General features: G+C 63.9%; 15 protein-coding genes and 1 tRNA gene. 4 read left to right on the top strand and 12 right to left on the bottom strand.

Annotation, left to right across the window (positions count from 1 at the left end; all coding sequences use genetic code 11):
* Nucleotides 1-297: 297 nt before the first annotated feature.
* The 7 genes from DDE20_RS18980 to pyrH all read right to left on the bottom strand — a co-directional run bounded on the left by DDE20_RS18980 (nt 298) and on the right by pyrH (nt 6,099).
* Complete coding sequence (locus DDE20_RS18980) at nt 298-468, bottom strand: hypothetical protein (RefSeq protein WP_165814447.1); 171 nt, start codon at nt 466-468, stop codon at nt 298-300.
* Nucleotides 469-586: 118 nt separating this feature from the next.
* Nucleotides 587-1,912, bottom strand: coding sequence for an RIP metalloprotease RseP (rseP, locus tag DDE20_RS07480; RefSeq protein ID WP_116557817.1), 1,326 nt, complete (start codon nt 1,910-1,912; stop codon nt 587-589).
* Nucleotides 1,913-1,929: 17 nt separating this feature from the next.
* The gene (dxr, locus tag DDE20_RS07475) at nt 1,930-3,108 is read right to left on the bottom strand and encodes a 1-deoxy-D-xylulose-5-phosphate reductoisomerase (protein ID WP_116557816.1); all 1,179 of its coding nucleotides are present in this window, start codon (nt 3,106-3,108) and stop codon (nt 1,930-1,932) included.
* Nucleotides 3,108-3,902 carry a phosphatidate cytidylyltransferase gene (locus tag DDE20_RS07470; RefSeq protein WP_116557815.1) on the bottom strand — a complete coding sequence of 265 codons (795 nt, stop codon included), beginning with the start codon at nt 3,900-3,902 and terminating at the stop codon, nt 3,108-3,110. The genes dxr and DDE20_RS07470 overlap by 1 nt, the downstream gene beginning before the upstream one ends.
* Nucleotides 3,899-4,615, bottom strand: a complete 717-nt coding sequence (gene uppS, locus DDE20_RS07465; protein WP_116557814.1) for a polyprenyl diphosphate synthase — start codon at nt 4,613-4,615, stop codon at nt 3,899-3,901. Before uppS ends, DDE20_RS07470 begins: the two co-directional genes overlap by 4 nt.
* A 61-nt stretch (nt 4,616-4,676) precedes the next feature.
* Nucleotides 4,677-5,240 (bottom strand): ribosome recycling factor, encoded by a 564-nt coding sequence (frr, locus tag DDE20_RS07460; RefSeq protein WP_116557813.1) that lies wholly within the window; start codon nt 5,238-5,240, stop codon nt 4,677-4,679.
* Between the two features lie 133 nt (nt 5,241-5,373).
* Nucleotides 5,374-6,099: a UMP kinase gene (gene pyrH / locus DDE20_RS07455; protein WP_116557812.1), complete on the bottom strand. Its 726-nt coding sequence runs from the start codon at nt 6,097-6,099 to the stop codon at nt 5,374-5,376.
* A 142-nt stretch (nt 6,100-6,241) separates the two neighbouring features.
* Here pyrH and miaA point away from each other — a divergent pair, with 142 nt between their 5' ends.
* Together miaA and DDE20_RS07445 are read left to right on the top strand one after the other, a co-directional pair.
* Entirely contained in the window at nt 6,242-7,138 is an 897-nt protein-coding gene (gene miaA / locus DDE20_RS07450) for a tRNA (adenosine(37)-N6)-dimethylallyltransferase MiaA (protein ID WP_116557811.1), read from the top strand.
* Between the two features lie 151 nt (nt 7,139-7,289).
* The gene (locus tag DDE20_RS07445) at nt 7,290-8,129 is read left to right on the top strand and encodes a helix-turn-helix domain-containing protein (RefSeq protein ID WP_240607879.1); all 840 of its coding nucleotides are present in this window, start codon (nt 7,290-7,292) and stop codon (nt 8,127-8,129) included.
* A gap of 28 nt (nt 8,130-8,157) precedes the next feature.
* On the opposite strand, the gene DDE20_RS07440 is transcribed toward DDE20_RS07445, so the two are convergent.
* On the bottom strand, nt 8,158-8,760 hold the full coding sequence (locus DDE20_RS07440; RefSeq protein WP_116557810.1) for a lytic transglycosylase domain-containing protein: 603 nt from the start codon (nt 8,758-8,760) through the stop codon (nt 8,158-8,160).
* A gap of 220 nt (nt 8,761-8,980) precedes the next feature.
* Between DDE20_RS07440 and ssb the strand changes: the two genes are divergently transcribed.
* The gene (ssb, locus tag DDE20_RS07435; protein WP_116557809.1) at nt 8,981-9,508 is read left to right on the top strand and encodes a single-stranded DNA-binding protein; all 528 of its coding nucleotides are present in this window, start codon (nt 8,981-8,983) and stop codon (nt 9,506-9,508) included.
* 60 nt (nt 9,509-9,568) lie between these two features.
* A tRNA-Gly gene (locus DDE20_RS07430) sits at nt 9,569-9,642 on the top strand.
* Between the two features lie 541 nt (nt 9,643-10,183).
* Here DDE20_RS07430 and DDE20_RS07425 read toward each other — a convergent pair.
* From DDE20_RS07425 to DDE20_RS07410, 4 genes are read right to left on the bottom strand one after another with little or no spacing between them, the layout of a single operon-like run.
* Nucleotides 10,184-10,570, bottom strand: a complete 387-nt coding sequence (locus tag DDE20_RS07425) for an acyl-CoA thioesterase (RefSeq protein ID WP_116557808.1) — start codon at nt 10,568-10,570, stop codon at nt 10,184-10,186.
* Between the two features lie 21 nt (nt 10,571-10,591).
* On the bottom strand, nt 10,592-10,957 hold the full coding sequence (locus DDE20_RS07420; protein WP_116557807.1) for a hypothetical protein: 366 nt from the start codon (nt 10,955-10,957) through the stop codon (nt 10,592-10,594).
* A gap of 42 nt (nt 10,958-10,999) precedes the next feature.
* Nucleotides 11,000-12,652 carry a DNA repair protein RecN gene (recN, locus tag DDE20_RS07415; protein ID WP_116557806.1) on the bottom strand — a complete coding sequence of 551 codons (1,653 nt, stop codon included), beginning with the start codon at nt 12,650-12,652 and terminating at the stop codon, nt 11,000-11,002.
* A gap of 22 nt (nt 12,653-12,674) precedes the next feature.
* Nucleotides 12,675-13,532 carry an outer membrane protein assembly factor BamD gene (locus DDE20_RS07410; protein ID WP_276308524.1) on the bottom strand — a complete coding sequence of 286 codons (858 nt, stop codon included), beginning with the start codon at nt 13,530-13,532 and terminating at the stop codon, nt 12,675-12,677.
* Nucleotides 13,533-13,779 lie beyond the last annotated feature (247 nt).

The following is a 13,779-nucleotide window of genomic DNA, read 5'->3' as shown; positions in this document are numbered from 1 at the left end:
GTATTCGCCATGATGACGCGCATTCCCAAGCCCCTAATGTTTACCGCAGTTTTTATAATGGTCTTGTTTTCTTCTGACTATCTAGAGAGGGGCTGATTGTCAAAAGGTTGCGCAGGGTTTTGGGGAAATTCATCTAGATGTGGTGTTTCATTGCATCGCCGCAGCGCATCATTCCGGCGCGAAAAACACCCCTTGCACGCCCCTGCCACAACGCAAAAGCCGCCCCGAAAGGCGGCTTGATCCGGTGATATTGTCCCCATTAGAGGGGCGAGTTCACCGCCCTGTTCGCTGGCAGCGCTACTGGAACACCAGCCCCTCCACCGAAGGCGCCTGCATCGCCCAGAACAGCTCGGCAAGTTCGGCGGCGATCATCAGACCGGCGATCACCGCCAGTGCAAACCACAGCCGGTCAATCGACAGGGCATAAAGCGTGCGCAATCCCCGCGCGGCGGGCAAAACGTAGTCCATCGGTCGCTCCTCAGGTGAGTAGGGACCCAGATATGCCCGCGGATTATGGCGTGATTGCGTCGTTAGACCGGCAAGCGTTTGACAATCGCCTCAAATGCAAGCGATGCCCCGCCGCGCCTTAGCACAGCAGGTCATTGCCCAAGGCGAACAGCATCAGCATCCCCAACAGCACCAGCCCCACGGTCATAAACGCGCCGAGGATCTTCTCGCTGGGCGGACGGCCAACCACCGCTTCATAGGCGTGAAACACCAGATGGCCACCATCAAGGATCGGGATCGGAAACAGGTTCAACAGCCCCACCGCGGTGGAGAGCACGGCAATAAACCAGATGAAACTGTCCAGCCCATCCGCCGCCATCTCGCCCGAGGTGGTGGCAATCCCCACCGGCCCCGAGAGGTTACAGGTGCTGATCGCGCCGGTGACCATATGATACAGCCCCGAAATCGACCGCGAGATGATATTGCCGATCTCCTCGACCGCCATCGGCACCGATTCCACCACCGAGACGCTGCGCATCGGGTGCTCAAAGAAGGTGCCCGACTGCAAGCCAATCAGCCAGCGTGTCTCAAAGCCCCCCTCCGGCAGCGGCAGATCGGTGCGCCGCGGGGTCAGATCGACGTCCAGCTCCTCGCCCATGCGCCAAATGCGCAGCGCCACGGTCTCGCCATCGGCGGCATTCACCATCGGCGGCAATTGGGTAAAGGCATAGACCGGCGCCTCATCAACCGAAAGCACCACATCGCCGGTCTGCATCCCCGCATCCCGCGCCGCCGATTGCAACGCGATCCCCGCCGCGCGTGCGGGCAGCGGATGCGGGCCGGTGACCTCCATCGGCTGGCCGGCGCGCTCAACGGAATAGGTGACATTCTGCGCCGGCTCCAACGCATCGGCCACCGCGTAATAGCTGCGCAGATCCTCGACCGGCTCACCGTCTATCGCGGTGATCAGATCGCCCGACATCAGTTCCACCTGCCCCGGCATCGGCAGCAGCGCCCCGACCCGCGGCTCCTCTGCGGGCAGGCCCTTAAGCGCGATGAAGGCCGAAAAGATGATGATCGAGAAGATGAAATTGAACGCCGGTCCGGCGAAAATCGTCGCCGCCCGCGCCCAGAGCGGCGCCCCGTGCATCGTGTGGCGCTGCTCGCGCTTATCCAGCCCCGCCATCACCGCATCATCCGCCGCGCTCGAGGCGGCATTGGCGTCGCCCAGAAACTTCACATAGCCGCCGAACGGCAGCAGTGCGAATTGCCAGCGGGTGCCGCGTTTGTCGACGCGGCTGAACAGCACCGGCCCGAAGCCCAGCGAGAACACCTCGGCATGGATCCCCGACCAGCGGCCAACGATATAATGCCCGTATTCATGCACCGCGACGATGATCGACAGGGCGACGATAAACGCGCCCAAGGTGAAGAACAGGTTACCAAATTCGGGAAGAAGACCCATCGTCGTGACCTCTGATATCAGGTAGCGCCAGCGGCAAGCGACAGGGCCACTGTCCTCGCCAAGCGTCGCGCTTCATTGTCGATAGCCAAAACTTCGGCCAGATTTGCGGGGGCAGCAGACAGCACATTCTGCGCCGCGTATTGCTCGAGGGTTTGCTCGACCACCGGTGCCATATCGGTAAAGCGGATGTTTCGGGCGATGAAATGATCCAGCGCGATTTCCTTGGCGGCGTTGAACACCGCCCCTGCCGCGCCGCCGCTTTCCATCACGCTTTGCGCCAATGCCAGCGCCGGATAGCGCCGCAGATCGGGGGCGGCAAAATCCAGCCGTCCCAGCTTCGCCAGATCAAGCCGCGCAATCGGCAGCGCGGCGCGGTTCGGGTAATTCAGCGCATAGCCGATCGGATGGCGCATATCGGGCGCGCCCAGATGCCCCATCACCGCCCCATCCGAGAACGCCACCAAGGCATGCACGGTGGATTGCGGGTGGATCAGGACTTCGATCTTCTCGGGCGGGAGGTCGAAAAACTCATGCGCCTCAATGACTTCCATCGCCTTGTTGAACATCGAGGCGCTGTCGATGGTGATGCGGTGGCCCATATCCCAATTGGGATGTTTGCCGGCATCCGTGGGCGTCGCCGTGGCCAGATCCGCCAGCGGCCATTCGCGCAAACCCCCGCCCGAGGCGGTCAGCGTCACCGTCTCGATGGCCGCCATGTCCTCGCCGACCAGCGCCTGAAACACCGCCGAATGTTCGCTGTCCACCGGCAGGATCGTGGCACCATGCGCCGCGGCCTCGGCCATCAACAAGCGCCCTGCGGTCACCAGACTTTCCTTATTCGCCAGCGCCACCGTCGTGCCCTGCGAAAGCGCCGCGAACCCCGGCGCCAGCCCCGCCGCGCCGATGATCGCCGACATGATCCAATCGGCGGGCACCAAGCCTGCCTCGGCCACCGCACCCGGCCCCGCTGCAACCTGAATACCGGTCCCCGCCAGCGCATCGCGCAGGGGTATATAGCAATCCTCAAAGGCGGTGACCGCCAGTTGCGCGCGGTGCGTCACCGCTGCCTCGGCCAGACCCGCGATATTGCGCCCACCGGTCAGCACGGCGACCTCGATATCCTCACGCCGCGCCAGCAAGTCCAGCGTGCTCGCGCCCACCGAACCGGTGGCGCCGAAAACCGAGACCCGCCGCATCAGCCCGTCAGCCCCGCAAAAGCACCCGCCAGCGCCAAGACCAGCGCCAAGGCCGAGACCGCAATCAGCGCATCAAACCGGTCGAGCACCCCGCCATGACCGGGGATCAGGTTGGAACTGTCCTTGACCCCCATCCGCCGCTTGATCGCGCTTTCCGCGATGTCGCCCAACTGTCCGGCCAGCGCCAAAACCGCCGAGGCCGGGATCACCGTCCAGGCCCAGCTCTGCCAAGCGGCAAAGCCAGCGCCCACCGCCAGCGCGCAAATCCAGCCCGCGACAGTGCCGGACCATGTTTTCTTCGGGCTGACCTTGGGCCAGAACTTCGGCCCGCCAAAGATCCGTCCGGCGAAATATCCCGCAACATCCGAGGCAATCACAATCGACACCAGCCAGAGCACGAAGACCAGCCCGTAGCCCTCACGCAGCAGGATCAACCCGTGACCGGCCAGCAGGATCAGCAACATATAGGCGCCGAAAATCTGCCTATCGCGCGGCATCCTGATCGCCAGCAGCACCGCGCCCAGCACCAGCGCCGCCAGCGACAAAAACCCGCCCAATGTATAGGTGAACACCGCGACCAATATCGCCGCCGCCAGCCCATGCGCCTCGGCACGCCCCTCGGGCGCCTCGGGCTGCATCATCCGGTAAAGCTCCCAGCCCATCAGACCGGAAAGCACCACCGCCAGAACCGCAAACATCACGCCGCCCAGAAAAATCGCCGTGGCGCCAATCGCGATCATCACCAAAGCCGAGAGAAACCGCGCCCGCAGGTCCGAGAAACTGGCCCCGCTCATGGTTTGACCCCGCCAAACCGTCGCTCGCGGTGGCCATAGCGCGACAGGATCTCGGCCATGACCTCGGGGGTGAAATCGGGCCACAACACCGGGGTGAATTCATATTCCGCATAGGCCGCCTGCCAGAGCAGGAAATTCGACACCCGCGTCTCGCCCGAGGTGCGGATCACCAGATCGGGATCGGGCAGATCGGCGGTATCCAGCGTCCGGTCCAGTAATTCCTCGCAGACCTCATCAGGCGCCAGCGCGCCTTCCTCCACCTGCGTCGCAATCCGCCGTGCCGCGCGCAGCAGTTCATCGCGCCCGCCATAGTTGATCGCCACCGTCAGGTTCAGCTTGGTGCTATCCTTGGTCTTTTCTTCGATCCAGACCATCAGATCGCGCAGCTTCGGATCCAGCCGCGAGCGGTCGCCGATAAACCGCATCCGCACGCCCTCTTCCGACAGCGCCTTGGCCTCGCGCTGGATATAGCGCCCGAACAGCGTCATCAGCCCCAGCACTTCCTCGGTCGAGCGCTTCCAGTTCTCCGTCGAGAAGGCATAGATCGTCAGGTATTCCACCCCCAGATCGGGCGCCACACGGACGATTTCCTTGACGCGTTCGGCGCCCTTGCGGTGACCGACCAGTCGCGGCCAACCTTTGTTGGTCGCCCAGCGGCCGTTGCCATCCATGATGATGGCCACATGACGAGGCGAACCGGGCGCGCTGGACATGAATGCTCCAAACGTTAGTCAATAATAAACAGCGGGCCGCAGGTGAGTGCGGCCCGAAGGGTCACACCTGCATAATCTCGGCTTGCTTGGTCTCGAGCGCCTCGTCAATACGGGCGATATGGGCGTTGGTCTGGTCCTGCACCTCGGTTTCCCAGAACTTCTGGTCATCCTCGGACATGCCGGCGGCTTTCGCCTTTTTGATCTGGTCCATACCGTCGCGACGGACGTTGCGCACCGAGACACGGGCGCTTTCGGCGTATTGGCTGGCGACTTTGGTCAGCTCGCGGCGGCGCTCTTCGTTCAGTTCGGGGATCGGCAGCATGATGATCGTGCCATTCAGCTGCGGGTTGATCCCCAGCCCGCTCTCGCGGATCGCCTTTTCGACCTTTTGCACCAGCGATTTGTCCCAGACATTGATCGTCACCATCCGCGGCTCGGGCACGTTGACGGTGCCGACCTGATTGATCGGGGTCAACTGGCCATAGCTTTCCACCATGATCGGCTCCAGCATCGAGGCCGAGGCACGACCGGTGCGCAATGAGGCAAATTCCGTGCGCAGGGAACTGATCGCGCCATCCATGCGTCGGCTCAGGTCATCAATATTAATTTCGATCTCGTCAGACATGGGATCTCTCTCATCTCAAAATTGCACAGTGTTACAAGACACTGGCTGTTCAAAAGGGTCTAAACCGCCATGGGTGAAAAAGAAACACCCAAGCGCATGCCAGCGGCGAGGGATCGCCAGTGGCGCCGCTGGCTCAGCCGCCAACCCGCGTCGAGGTGCCCTCACCGCGCAGAATGGTGCGGAACCCGCCCGGCTCATCCAGCGAAAATACGATGATCGGCAGGCTGTTGTCACGCGCAAGAGCGATGGCGCTGGCATCCATCACATTCAGATGTTTGGCCAGAACCTCGTCATAGGTCACCTTGTCATAGCGCACCGCGTCGTCATGCTTGACCGGATCCTTGTCATAGACCCCGTCCACCTTGGTGCCCTTAAAGATCGCCTCGCAGGCCATTTCCGAGGCACGCAGGGTCGCGGCGGTATCGGTGGTGAAATAGGGGTTGCCGGTGCCGGCGGCAAAAATACACACGCGGCCTTTCTCGAGGTGACGCACGGCGCGGCGGCGGATATAGGGTTCGCAGACCTGATCCATCGGGATCGCGCTGATCACGCGGGTGAACACCCCCAGATCCTCAAGCGCCGCCTGCATTCCCAGCGCGTTCATCACCGTCGCCAGCATGCCCATGTAATCGGCGGTGGTGCGCTCCATCCCCTGTGCGCTGCCCGAGAGCCCGCGAAAGATATTGCCGCCACCGATCACCATGCAGATCTCGACGCCCAGATCATGCACCGATTTGATCTCGCGCGCGATCCGCTGCACGGTGGGCGGATGCAGCCCGTAACCTTGATCGCCCATCAGGGCCTCGCCCGAGATCTTGAGCATGACACGTTTATAAGCGACGGGGGAATCCTGAGACATCGGGCGCCTTTCCTTGCCGAAATCGCTCCGGTTTCAGGCGGGCGACGCGTGGCAAACGCGGGGTGGTTTCAATCGCGCGCAAAATGTCGGAAAACCGGCGCGGGTTCAACGGCTATAACAGCCCTATAGATGATATCTCACCATGACACCAATGACGAGCATGCCTGTTCCGCATCTGCCGGTTTTGATCGCCGGACCGACCGCCTCGGGGAAATCCGCGCTGGCGCTTGAGATCGCGCAGGCGCAGGGACGGGTGATCGTCAATGCCGACGCGCTGCAGGTGCATGATATGTGGCGCGTTCTCTCGGCCCGCCCCTCGCCCGCGGATGTGGCCTTGGTGCCGCATCACCTCTACGGCCATATCCATCGCGATGCGGAGTATTCCGTCGGCCATTGGCTGCGCGAAGTCGCGGCTCTGCTGCGCGCGCATCCCAATCCGGTGATTGTCGGCGGCACCGGCCTTTATTTCGCCGCACTCACCGAAGGGCTGGCCGAAATCCCCGCCACCAAACCGCAAGTCCGCGCGCAGGCCGATGCGATCCTGCGCGATCAGGGGCTGGCCGCGCTGCTTGAAGCTGTCGATGCCGAGACCCTTGCCCGCATCGACCAGCGCAACCCCGCCCGCGTGCAGCGCGCCTATGAGGTGCTGCACAGCACCGGACGCGGGCTCGCCGCATGGCAGGATCAGACCGGCGCCCCGCTCTTGCCGCTCAGTGCCTGCACCGCCATCGCCCTGATGCCGGATCGTGACTGGCTCAACACCCGCATCGACCAGCGATTCGCCCAGATGATCGACGAGGGCGCGCTGGATGAGGCCCGCGCCGCCCTGTCCCATTGGCCCGAAAGCGCCGGAACCCCGACCGCGCCTTTGTGGACGCGGGCCATTGGCGCGCCCGAACTCATCGCCCATCTGCAGGGAAAAACCACGCACGATCAAGCGGTTGAGGATGCCTCTCTGGCGACACGGCAATTCGCCAAACGCCAGCGCTCATGGTTCCGCAACCGGATGAAGGACTGGCAGCACCGCCCGCTCCCCTAGCGCCGCGCGCCCTGCCAGCCCCCTCCCAGAGTCACCTTTGTGCAACGCTGCCACGCTGATCTGTGCCCGAATCAGCGATTCGCGCGGATAGGGCTTGGGGATCGCCATGGCGGTTTCCTAAGGTGGTGGTTCCGCTGCCACGGACAAAAACATGACCATGACCTTCATTCCAGACACCCCGTCTCAACTCCGGTTGACGCCGATCTCGCGTCTCGCCGCCGGTGGCCGCTGGCGGGTCGAGGCGATGCGCGCCCTGCGCGAGCCGGTGCTTTTGTGGTTCACCCAAGGCCAGGGGCGGCTGACCGTCGCCGGATCCACCCGTGGCTACGGCCCCAATCATGCGATCTTCATTCCGCCCGGGGTCATGCACGGGTTTGAATTTGCTCCGCGGGTGCAGGGCTCGGTGGTGTTCTTTGGTCGCGATCACGGCATGGATCTGCCAGCGACGCCGCAATACCTGCGCCCGCGCGATCCGATCTCGCAAAAGGAACTGACCGCGACTTTGGAGAACATCCAGCGCGAGCTGGAAAGCGGGCGTGCCGGTTCGCAGATGGCGGCGAAACATCATCTCGGGCTGCTCGGCGTCTGGCTGGACCGGCAATTGGACAAGGAACGCGCCCATGAGCCGATCTTTGCCCGCCCCGCCGCCGCGCAGCGACTGGTCGCCCGCTATTCCGCGCTTTTAGAGCGTGATTTCCGCTCGAACACCTCGGTGAGTGATTACGCCGCCGCGCTTGGCGTCACGCCTACGCATCTGACCCGCGTCTGCCGCGCCACCTGCGGCAAGGGCGCGCATCAATTGCTTGAAGACCGGATACTCTTTGAGGCGCGCCGGTTGCTGGCCGAAACCCGCCTGCCGGTCAAGGATGTCGCGCAAACGCTGGGCTATAGTTCGGCAGGCTATTTCACCCGCTCGTTCCAAAAGAACGCCGGTATGACCCCGACCGCCTTTCGCAAACGCCCCGCCGCGACGGTGATGCCGAGGCTGTAGGTCCGCTTAACGCTGCAATCACAACGACTTAGCCCGCACCCATGATGATGCGCACATAGGCGGTGGTTTCCTCATAGGGCGGGATACCATCATGACGCTCGACCGCGCCCGGCCCCGCGTTATAGGCCGCCAGCGCCAAGCGCCAATCGCCGAAACGGTCATACATCTGCCGCAGATAGCGCGCCCCGCCATCAAGGTTCTGCGCCGGATCATCGGCGTTCACCCCCAGCAGCAGCGCCGTGCCCGGCATCAATTGCGCCAGCCCCCGCGCCCCGGCCGAAGACACCGCCTGCGGGTTCCAACGGCTTTCCTGATGCACCAGTCGCAGGAACAGATCCGCCGGTATCCCGTGCCGCTGCGCCGCGGCACGCGCCATCGGCACAAACTCGCCAGAATAGCTGCCGCTATAGCGCGCCACCGGCCCCGACTCCGCTGTGTCCAGACTGGCCGAATACTGCCGCGAGAGCCGCGAATCCATCACCCGCGTCTGTGCCGCAAAGGTATCCGCCCGCGAGACCTGCGTCCCGCCACTGCCCAGCCGCAAGCCATTGGCCTGCGCCGCATCCGGCATCACAACGCCGAAAACTCCGGCAGCACCGCAAAGCGCCAAGGCAATCAATACTCTACGCATTGCCCAATCCCCATTGTCCCAAAAGGCCCCCCAAGGCCCGAGTGCCGCGCAGTATAGGCAGAAAACACCGCCACGCCAAGCCAACAGCACGGCCACAGGCGCCGCTCGGCAAGGCTTTGCCACCCGAAGCGCTGCGGGGCGGTTTATCTCCGTTTCCAATCCAGCGCCTTTGGTGTACCCCTTGCGGGAACAGATTCGACGCTAATTCGCAGGGGAAGTCATGGCAGGTTCGGTCAACAAGGTGATTTTGATTGGTAATCTCGGGCGCGATCCCGAGGTGCGCACGTTCTCGAACGGCGGCAAGGTGGTTAACCTGCGCATCGCGACGTCCGAGCAATGGCGCGACAAAGCCTCGGGCGAGCGCCGCGAGCGCACCGAATGGCATTCGGTGGCAATTTTCAACGAGCCGATTGGCCGCATTGCCGAGCAATATCTGCGCAAGGGCTCGACGGTCTATATCGAAGGCCAGCTGGAAACCCGCAAATGGCAGGACCAGTCGGGCAATGACCGCTATTCAACCGAAGTCGTGGTGCGCCCCTTCTCGGGCAATATGACCCTGCTCGGTGGCCGCGGTGATGGTGGCGGCGGTGGCGGTGGCGGAGACCGTGGCGGCTATGGCAGCGACCCGATGGGCGGCGGCGGCGGTGATTACGGCGGCGGCGGGCGCAGCTCGGGCGGTTCGCAGGGCGGCGGCGGTGGCGGCGGCTACGGTGGCCCCTCGGATATGGACGACGAAATCCCGTTCTGATCGGGTCTCCGTCATCCGGCGCTTGACGCGACCCGACCACGGGTCTAAATCGGCGCCTACGCGGGTATGATGTAGTGGTAGCCTGTCAGCTTCCCAAGCTGAACGTGCGGGTTCGATTCCCGCTACCCGCTCCAGAATTTAACAAAAAAGCCCCCTCGCCGTGATCGGTGAGGGGGCTTTTTTGTTTGAGAATTCGTTGAGAGATACTGACGCGATACCGCGCGCCTCTAACTCACTGTCAGGCCCGTGGGAACCACGGGCCGCGCCCGACCCTCCCCCCGGGAGGGCGCATCGGCGATGTCATGCAAAGCGCACGCGGCATTCATGCTTTAGAGCGCAGCGCGATGTTCAACCGGCATCTGCGCCCACCCAGGGTCGGGCGCTGCCCTTTGCGCTATGATTTACTGTGGTAGATGGCATTGCGGCGGGCGTCAGCGGACGGGTTCTCAGGTAAGAGGCGCATCGTCCCACTGTCTGGCACAAGTGGCCCCCGGGACGCGCCTGACCCTGGGTGGGCGCAAACCACCGCTCCACAGCGCGCTATGCTTCAAAGCAATGATGTCGCCCAAGCGACAAGCGACATCGCCAAGGCGCCCTCCCATGGGGAGGGTCGGGCGCGGCCCGGGGTGGCCCCGGGCCAGAGGATGGTCAATGCCGCGCCAGATGGTCGGCCCCCTACTCCGGCGGCACCGCGCGCGGGCGGCCGGAGCCGTCGATCGCCACATAGGTGAACATCGCCTCGGTCACCTTCTCGCGCGCGCCCGTCGCATGGCGCAGCGCCCAGGCCTCGATCAACACCCCCATCGACGAGCGCCCGACCCGCTCGATCCGCCCGTAGATGCACATCACATCACCGACTTTCACCGGCCGGATGAACTTCATCGCATCCAGAGCCACCGTGGTCACCCGCCCCTTGGCGCGCTGGCCGGCGATGATCCCGCTGGCGATATCCATCTGGCTCAGCACCCAGCCACCGAAAATATCACCGTTGATATTCACATCCGAAGGCATTGCCTGAATGCGCAGGGTCAAATCGCCGGTCGGCGTGGTCTCGTCACTCATAGGGGTCTCCTGAACCGCCGATCACAGCGTCATAATATTGGCAGAACCATCCACATAAGCGTAGCTGCAGCGCACCTCAATACTCTGGCCGCCGCGGGCCACGCGCAGCATCACATCCCGCGATTGCGGCAGACCGCCGGTGCCGATGACCTCATGGGTGCCGACCACGCCCTGCACGTCAAACCCGGCCGCGCGTCCGGCCTCGGTGCAAGCACTCTCGGCAGCGCTCGCCTGCGGGGTTGCCGTAGTGCCAAGCGGCGCCGAAGGCTGCGCCGGCGAGACCCGTCCAGGGCTGCCAAAGCCGCCGCGGTAATCGGGGATATTCATACAGCCCGCCAGCATCGTGCCCGCGGCCAGCGCCGCAATTATCTTGATTTTCCGTGTCATACCCGGCCTCCAATCAGGGTGAGGGCCGGTTTCCCCGACCCGTCAATGCGCAGAGATCAGCGCTTTGGCCGCGCCCCGCGCCGCTTGCGTTATCGTATCACCCGAGAGCATCCGCGCAATCTCGTCAATACGCTCCTCGGCGGAAAGCGGGATCACATTGCTGAGCGTTTGCCCCTCGATCACCGCCTTTGACACCCGCCAGTGATGCGCGCCCAAGGCCGCCACCTGCGGGCTATGGGTGACCACCAGAATCTGCGTGCCCTCGGACAGCGCCCGCAACCTTCGGCCCACCGCATCGGCAGTGGCGCCGCCCACCCCGCGATCGATCTCGTCAAAAATCAGCGTCAACCCGCTGTTGCCACGGCTCAAACAGACCTTCAGCGCCAAAAGGAACCGCGAGAGTTCCCCGCCCGAGGCGATCTTATTCAATGCTCCAGTCGGCGCACCGGGGTTGGTGGCAACCTCGAAACGCACCGCGTCGCAGCCCTCCGGCCCCGGCTCGCCCTCGCTGATCACCGTGGTGAAGACCGCGCGCTCCATTTTCAACGGCGCCAATTCGCGCGCCATTGCCGTATCGAGCCGCGCTGCCGCCTCCTGCCGCGCCGCGCTCAATGCCGCGCAGGCCGCGTCAAAGGCTTTGGCGCCCTCGGCCTCGGCTTTGACCAGCGCCGCCTGATCGCTGTCACCCGCATCCAGCGCCGCCAGACGTTCGCGCAAAGCCTCGGCATGCGGCCCCAATTCATCGGCCAACACCCCGTGTTTGCGGGCCAATCCGCGCAGGGCAAACAGCCGTTCCTCAACCTGTTCCAATGTCGCCGGATCGGTGTCCATCGCGTCCAGACAGGCATCGACACCGGCCTGCGCGTCCGACAGATGCGCCAGCGCCTGCCCCAACGATTCGAGCGCCGCGTCCAACTGCCCTTCCAGCCCCTCGGCGGCATCCTCAAGCCAGCGCAGCGCGTCCAATCCCAGCCGCTCGGCCCCGTCCTCGCCAATCGCTTGCCGCGCGCGCTGCACATCCTCGCGCAGCCGTGTCGCCGCCTGCATGCGGCGGCGGCGGATATCCAGATCGGCCTCTTCACCGGCCTGCGGATCGAGTTTATCCAGCTCCGCCACCGCGTGACGCAGATACTCCTCTTCGGCGCGCAACTCCTTGAGCCGCGCCTCCGCCGCCTCACGCGCACGGCGCATCTCGGCCAGCGCCCGCCACGCGCGGCGCACCTCCTTGAGCAGCCCCTCGACACCGGCAAAAGCATCCAGTAACTGCCGATGCCCGCGCGGGTTCAACAGCCCGCGATCATCATGCTGGCCATGCAATTCCACCAAAGTATCCGACAGCGCCCGCAGCACCTCGCCCGAGACCCGCCGGTCATTGATCCAGGCGTTTTTGCGGCCCTCGGCGGTGTTGACGCGGCGCAGGATCACCTCGCCGTCACAGGCTATACCCGCCTCTTCCAGCACCGCGCGGCCTGCGTGACCGGCGCCCAGTTCGAACACCGCCTCGACATCGCCCTGCGCCGCGCCTTGGCGGACCAATTCCGCCCGCCCGCGCCAGCCCAGAACAAAACCAAGCGAATCCAATAGGATAGATTTGCCCGCGCCGGTCTCTCCGGTCAATACATTGAGACCGGGCTGGAACTCGAGCTCCAGCCTGTCGATCAGCAACATGTCCCGGATCGTCAATATCCGCAGCATTCCGGCCCCGATCCTGCCCGTATCAGATCCAATCGCCGCGAATGGTCCGGCGGTAAACCTCACGCAGCCAGCTTTCGCCCGAGGCGCTGTCGGTCAATCCGGCGCGGGTCAGCAGGTCATAGCTGTCCTGATAGAAGGGGCTCGACTGGAAGTTATGGCCCAGAATCGCCGCCGCCGTCTGCGCCTCATCGCGCAGGCCAAGCGCCAGATAGGCCTCGACCAGACGGTGCAGGGCTTCGGGCGTATGGGTGGTGGTCTGATACTCTTCGACCACCGCGCGGAACCGGTTCACCGAGGCCGCATAATTGCCCCGCGCCAGATAATAGCGCCCGATTTCCATTTCCTTGGCCGCCAGACGGTCGAAGGCCAGATCGAATTTCAACACCGCCGAACGCGCGTATTCGGTGTTGGGATATTCCTCGATCACATAGCGCAGATGGCGCAGCGCCTGAAAGGTCAGCCCCTGATCGCGGCCCACATCCTCGATCTGGTCGTAATAGGTCAGCGCCACGATATAAGACGCCCAGGCGGCATCGGGATCACCGGGATATTGATCCAGGAACCGCTGCGCCACGGTGCGCGCCTCTTCATACTGGCGGTCACGGTGCAGCGTATAGGCCTGCATCACAATCGCCCGCCGCGCCCAGTCGGTATAGGGGTAAAGCCGCTCGATCTCGCGGAAATAGCGCATCGCGGCATCGGGGCGGGCGTTGGTCTCCAGCACATATTCACCGCGCTGGAAAATCTGTTCGGCGGAAAACCCGTCCAGCGGCTCGTCGCTGCTGACGCGGTCGGAACAGGCCGAGACCGTCACGGCCATTACTCCGGCCACTGCCACTGTCACCACCCGGCGCCGCATCCCCTGCAAAGCGTTGCTCATTCTTGTGTCGTCCCCTTGGCAGCACCGCGACCTGTTTGCGCGGCATTCCCGACTCATTCCCAACCGGACCCTATGTCATCTCCCGACCGGACCCCAGCCGATTCCGAACCCGCCTGTGGCGGAGATTGCCGCATCTCGTAACACAGATAGATTGGCGGCGCAAAACGACATTGCGCGAAAACCTGCCAAGGTAAGTGTCACGAAAACGGGAAGTTAGCGCGAGGTCAAGCTGTGGGGCAAGCCACCA

The organism is Pararhodobacter oceanensis (genome assembly GCF_003076755.1).
GTDB lineage: Bacteria > Pseudomonadota > Alphaproteobacteria > Rhodobacterales > Rhodobacteraceae > Pararhodobacter > Pararhodobacter oceanensis.
Note: the sequence above shows the minus strand (reverse complement) of the source record. Positions and strands in the feature narration are given on the sequence as shown.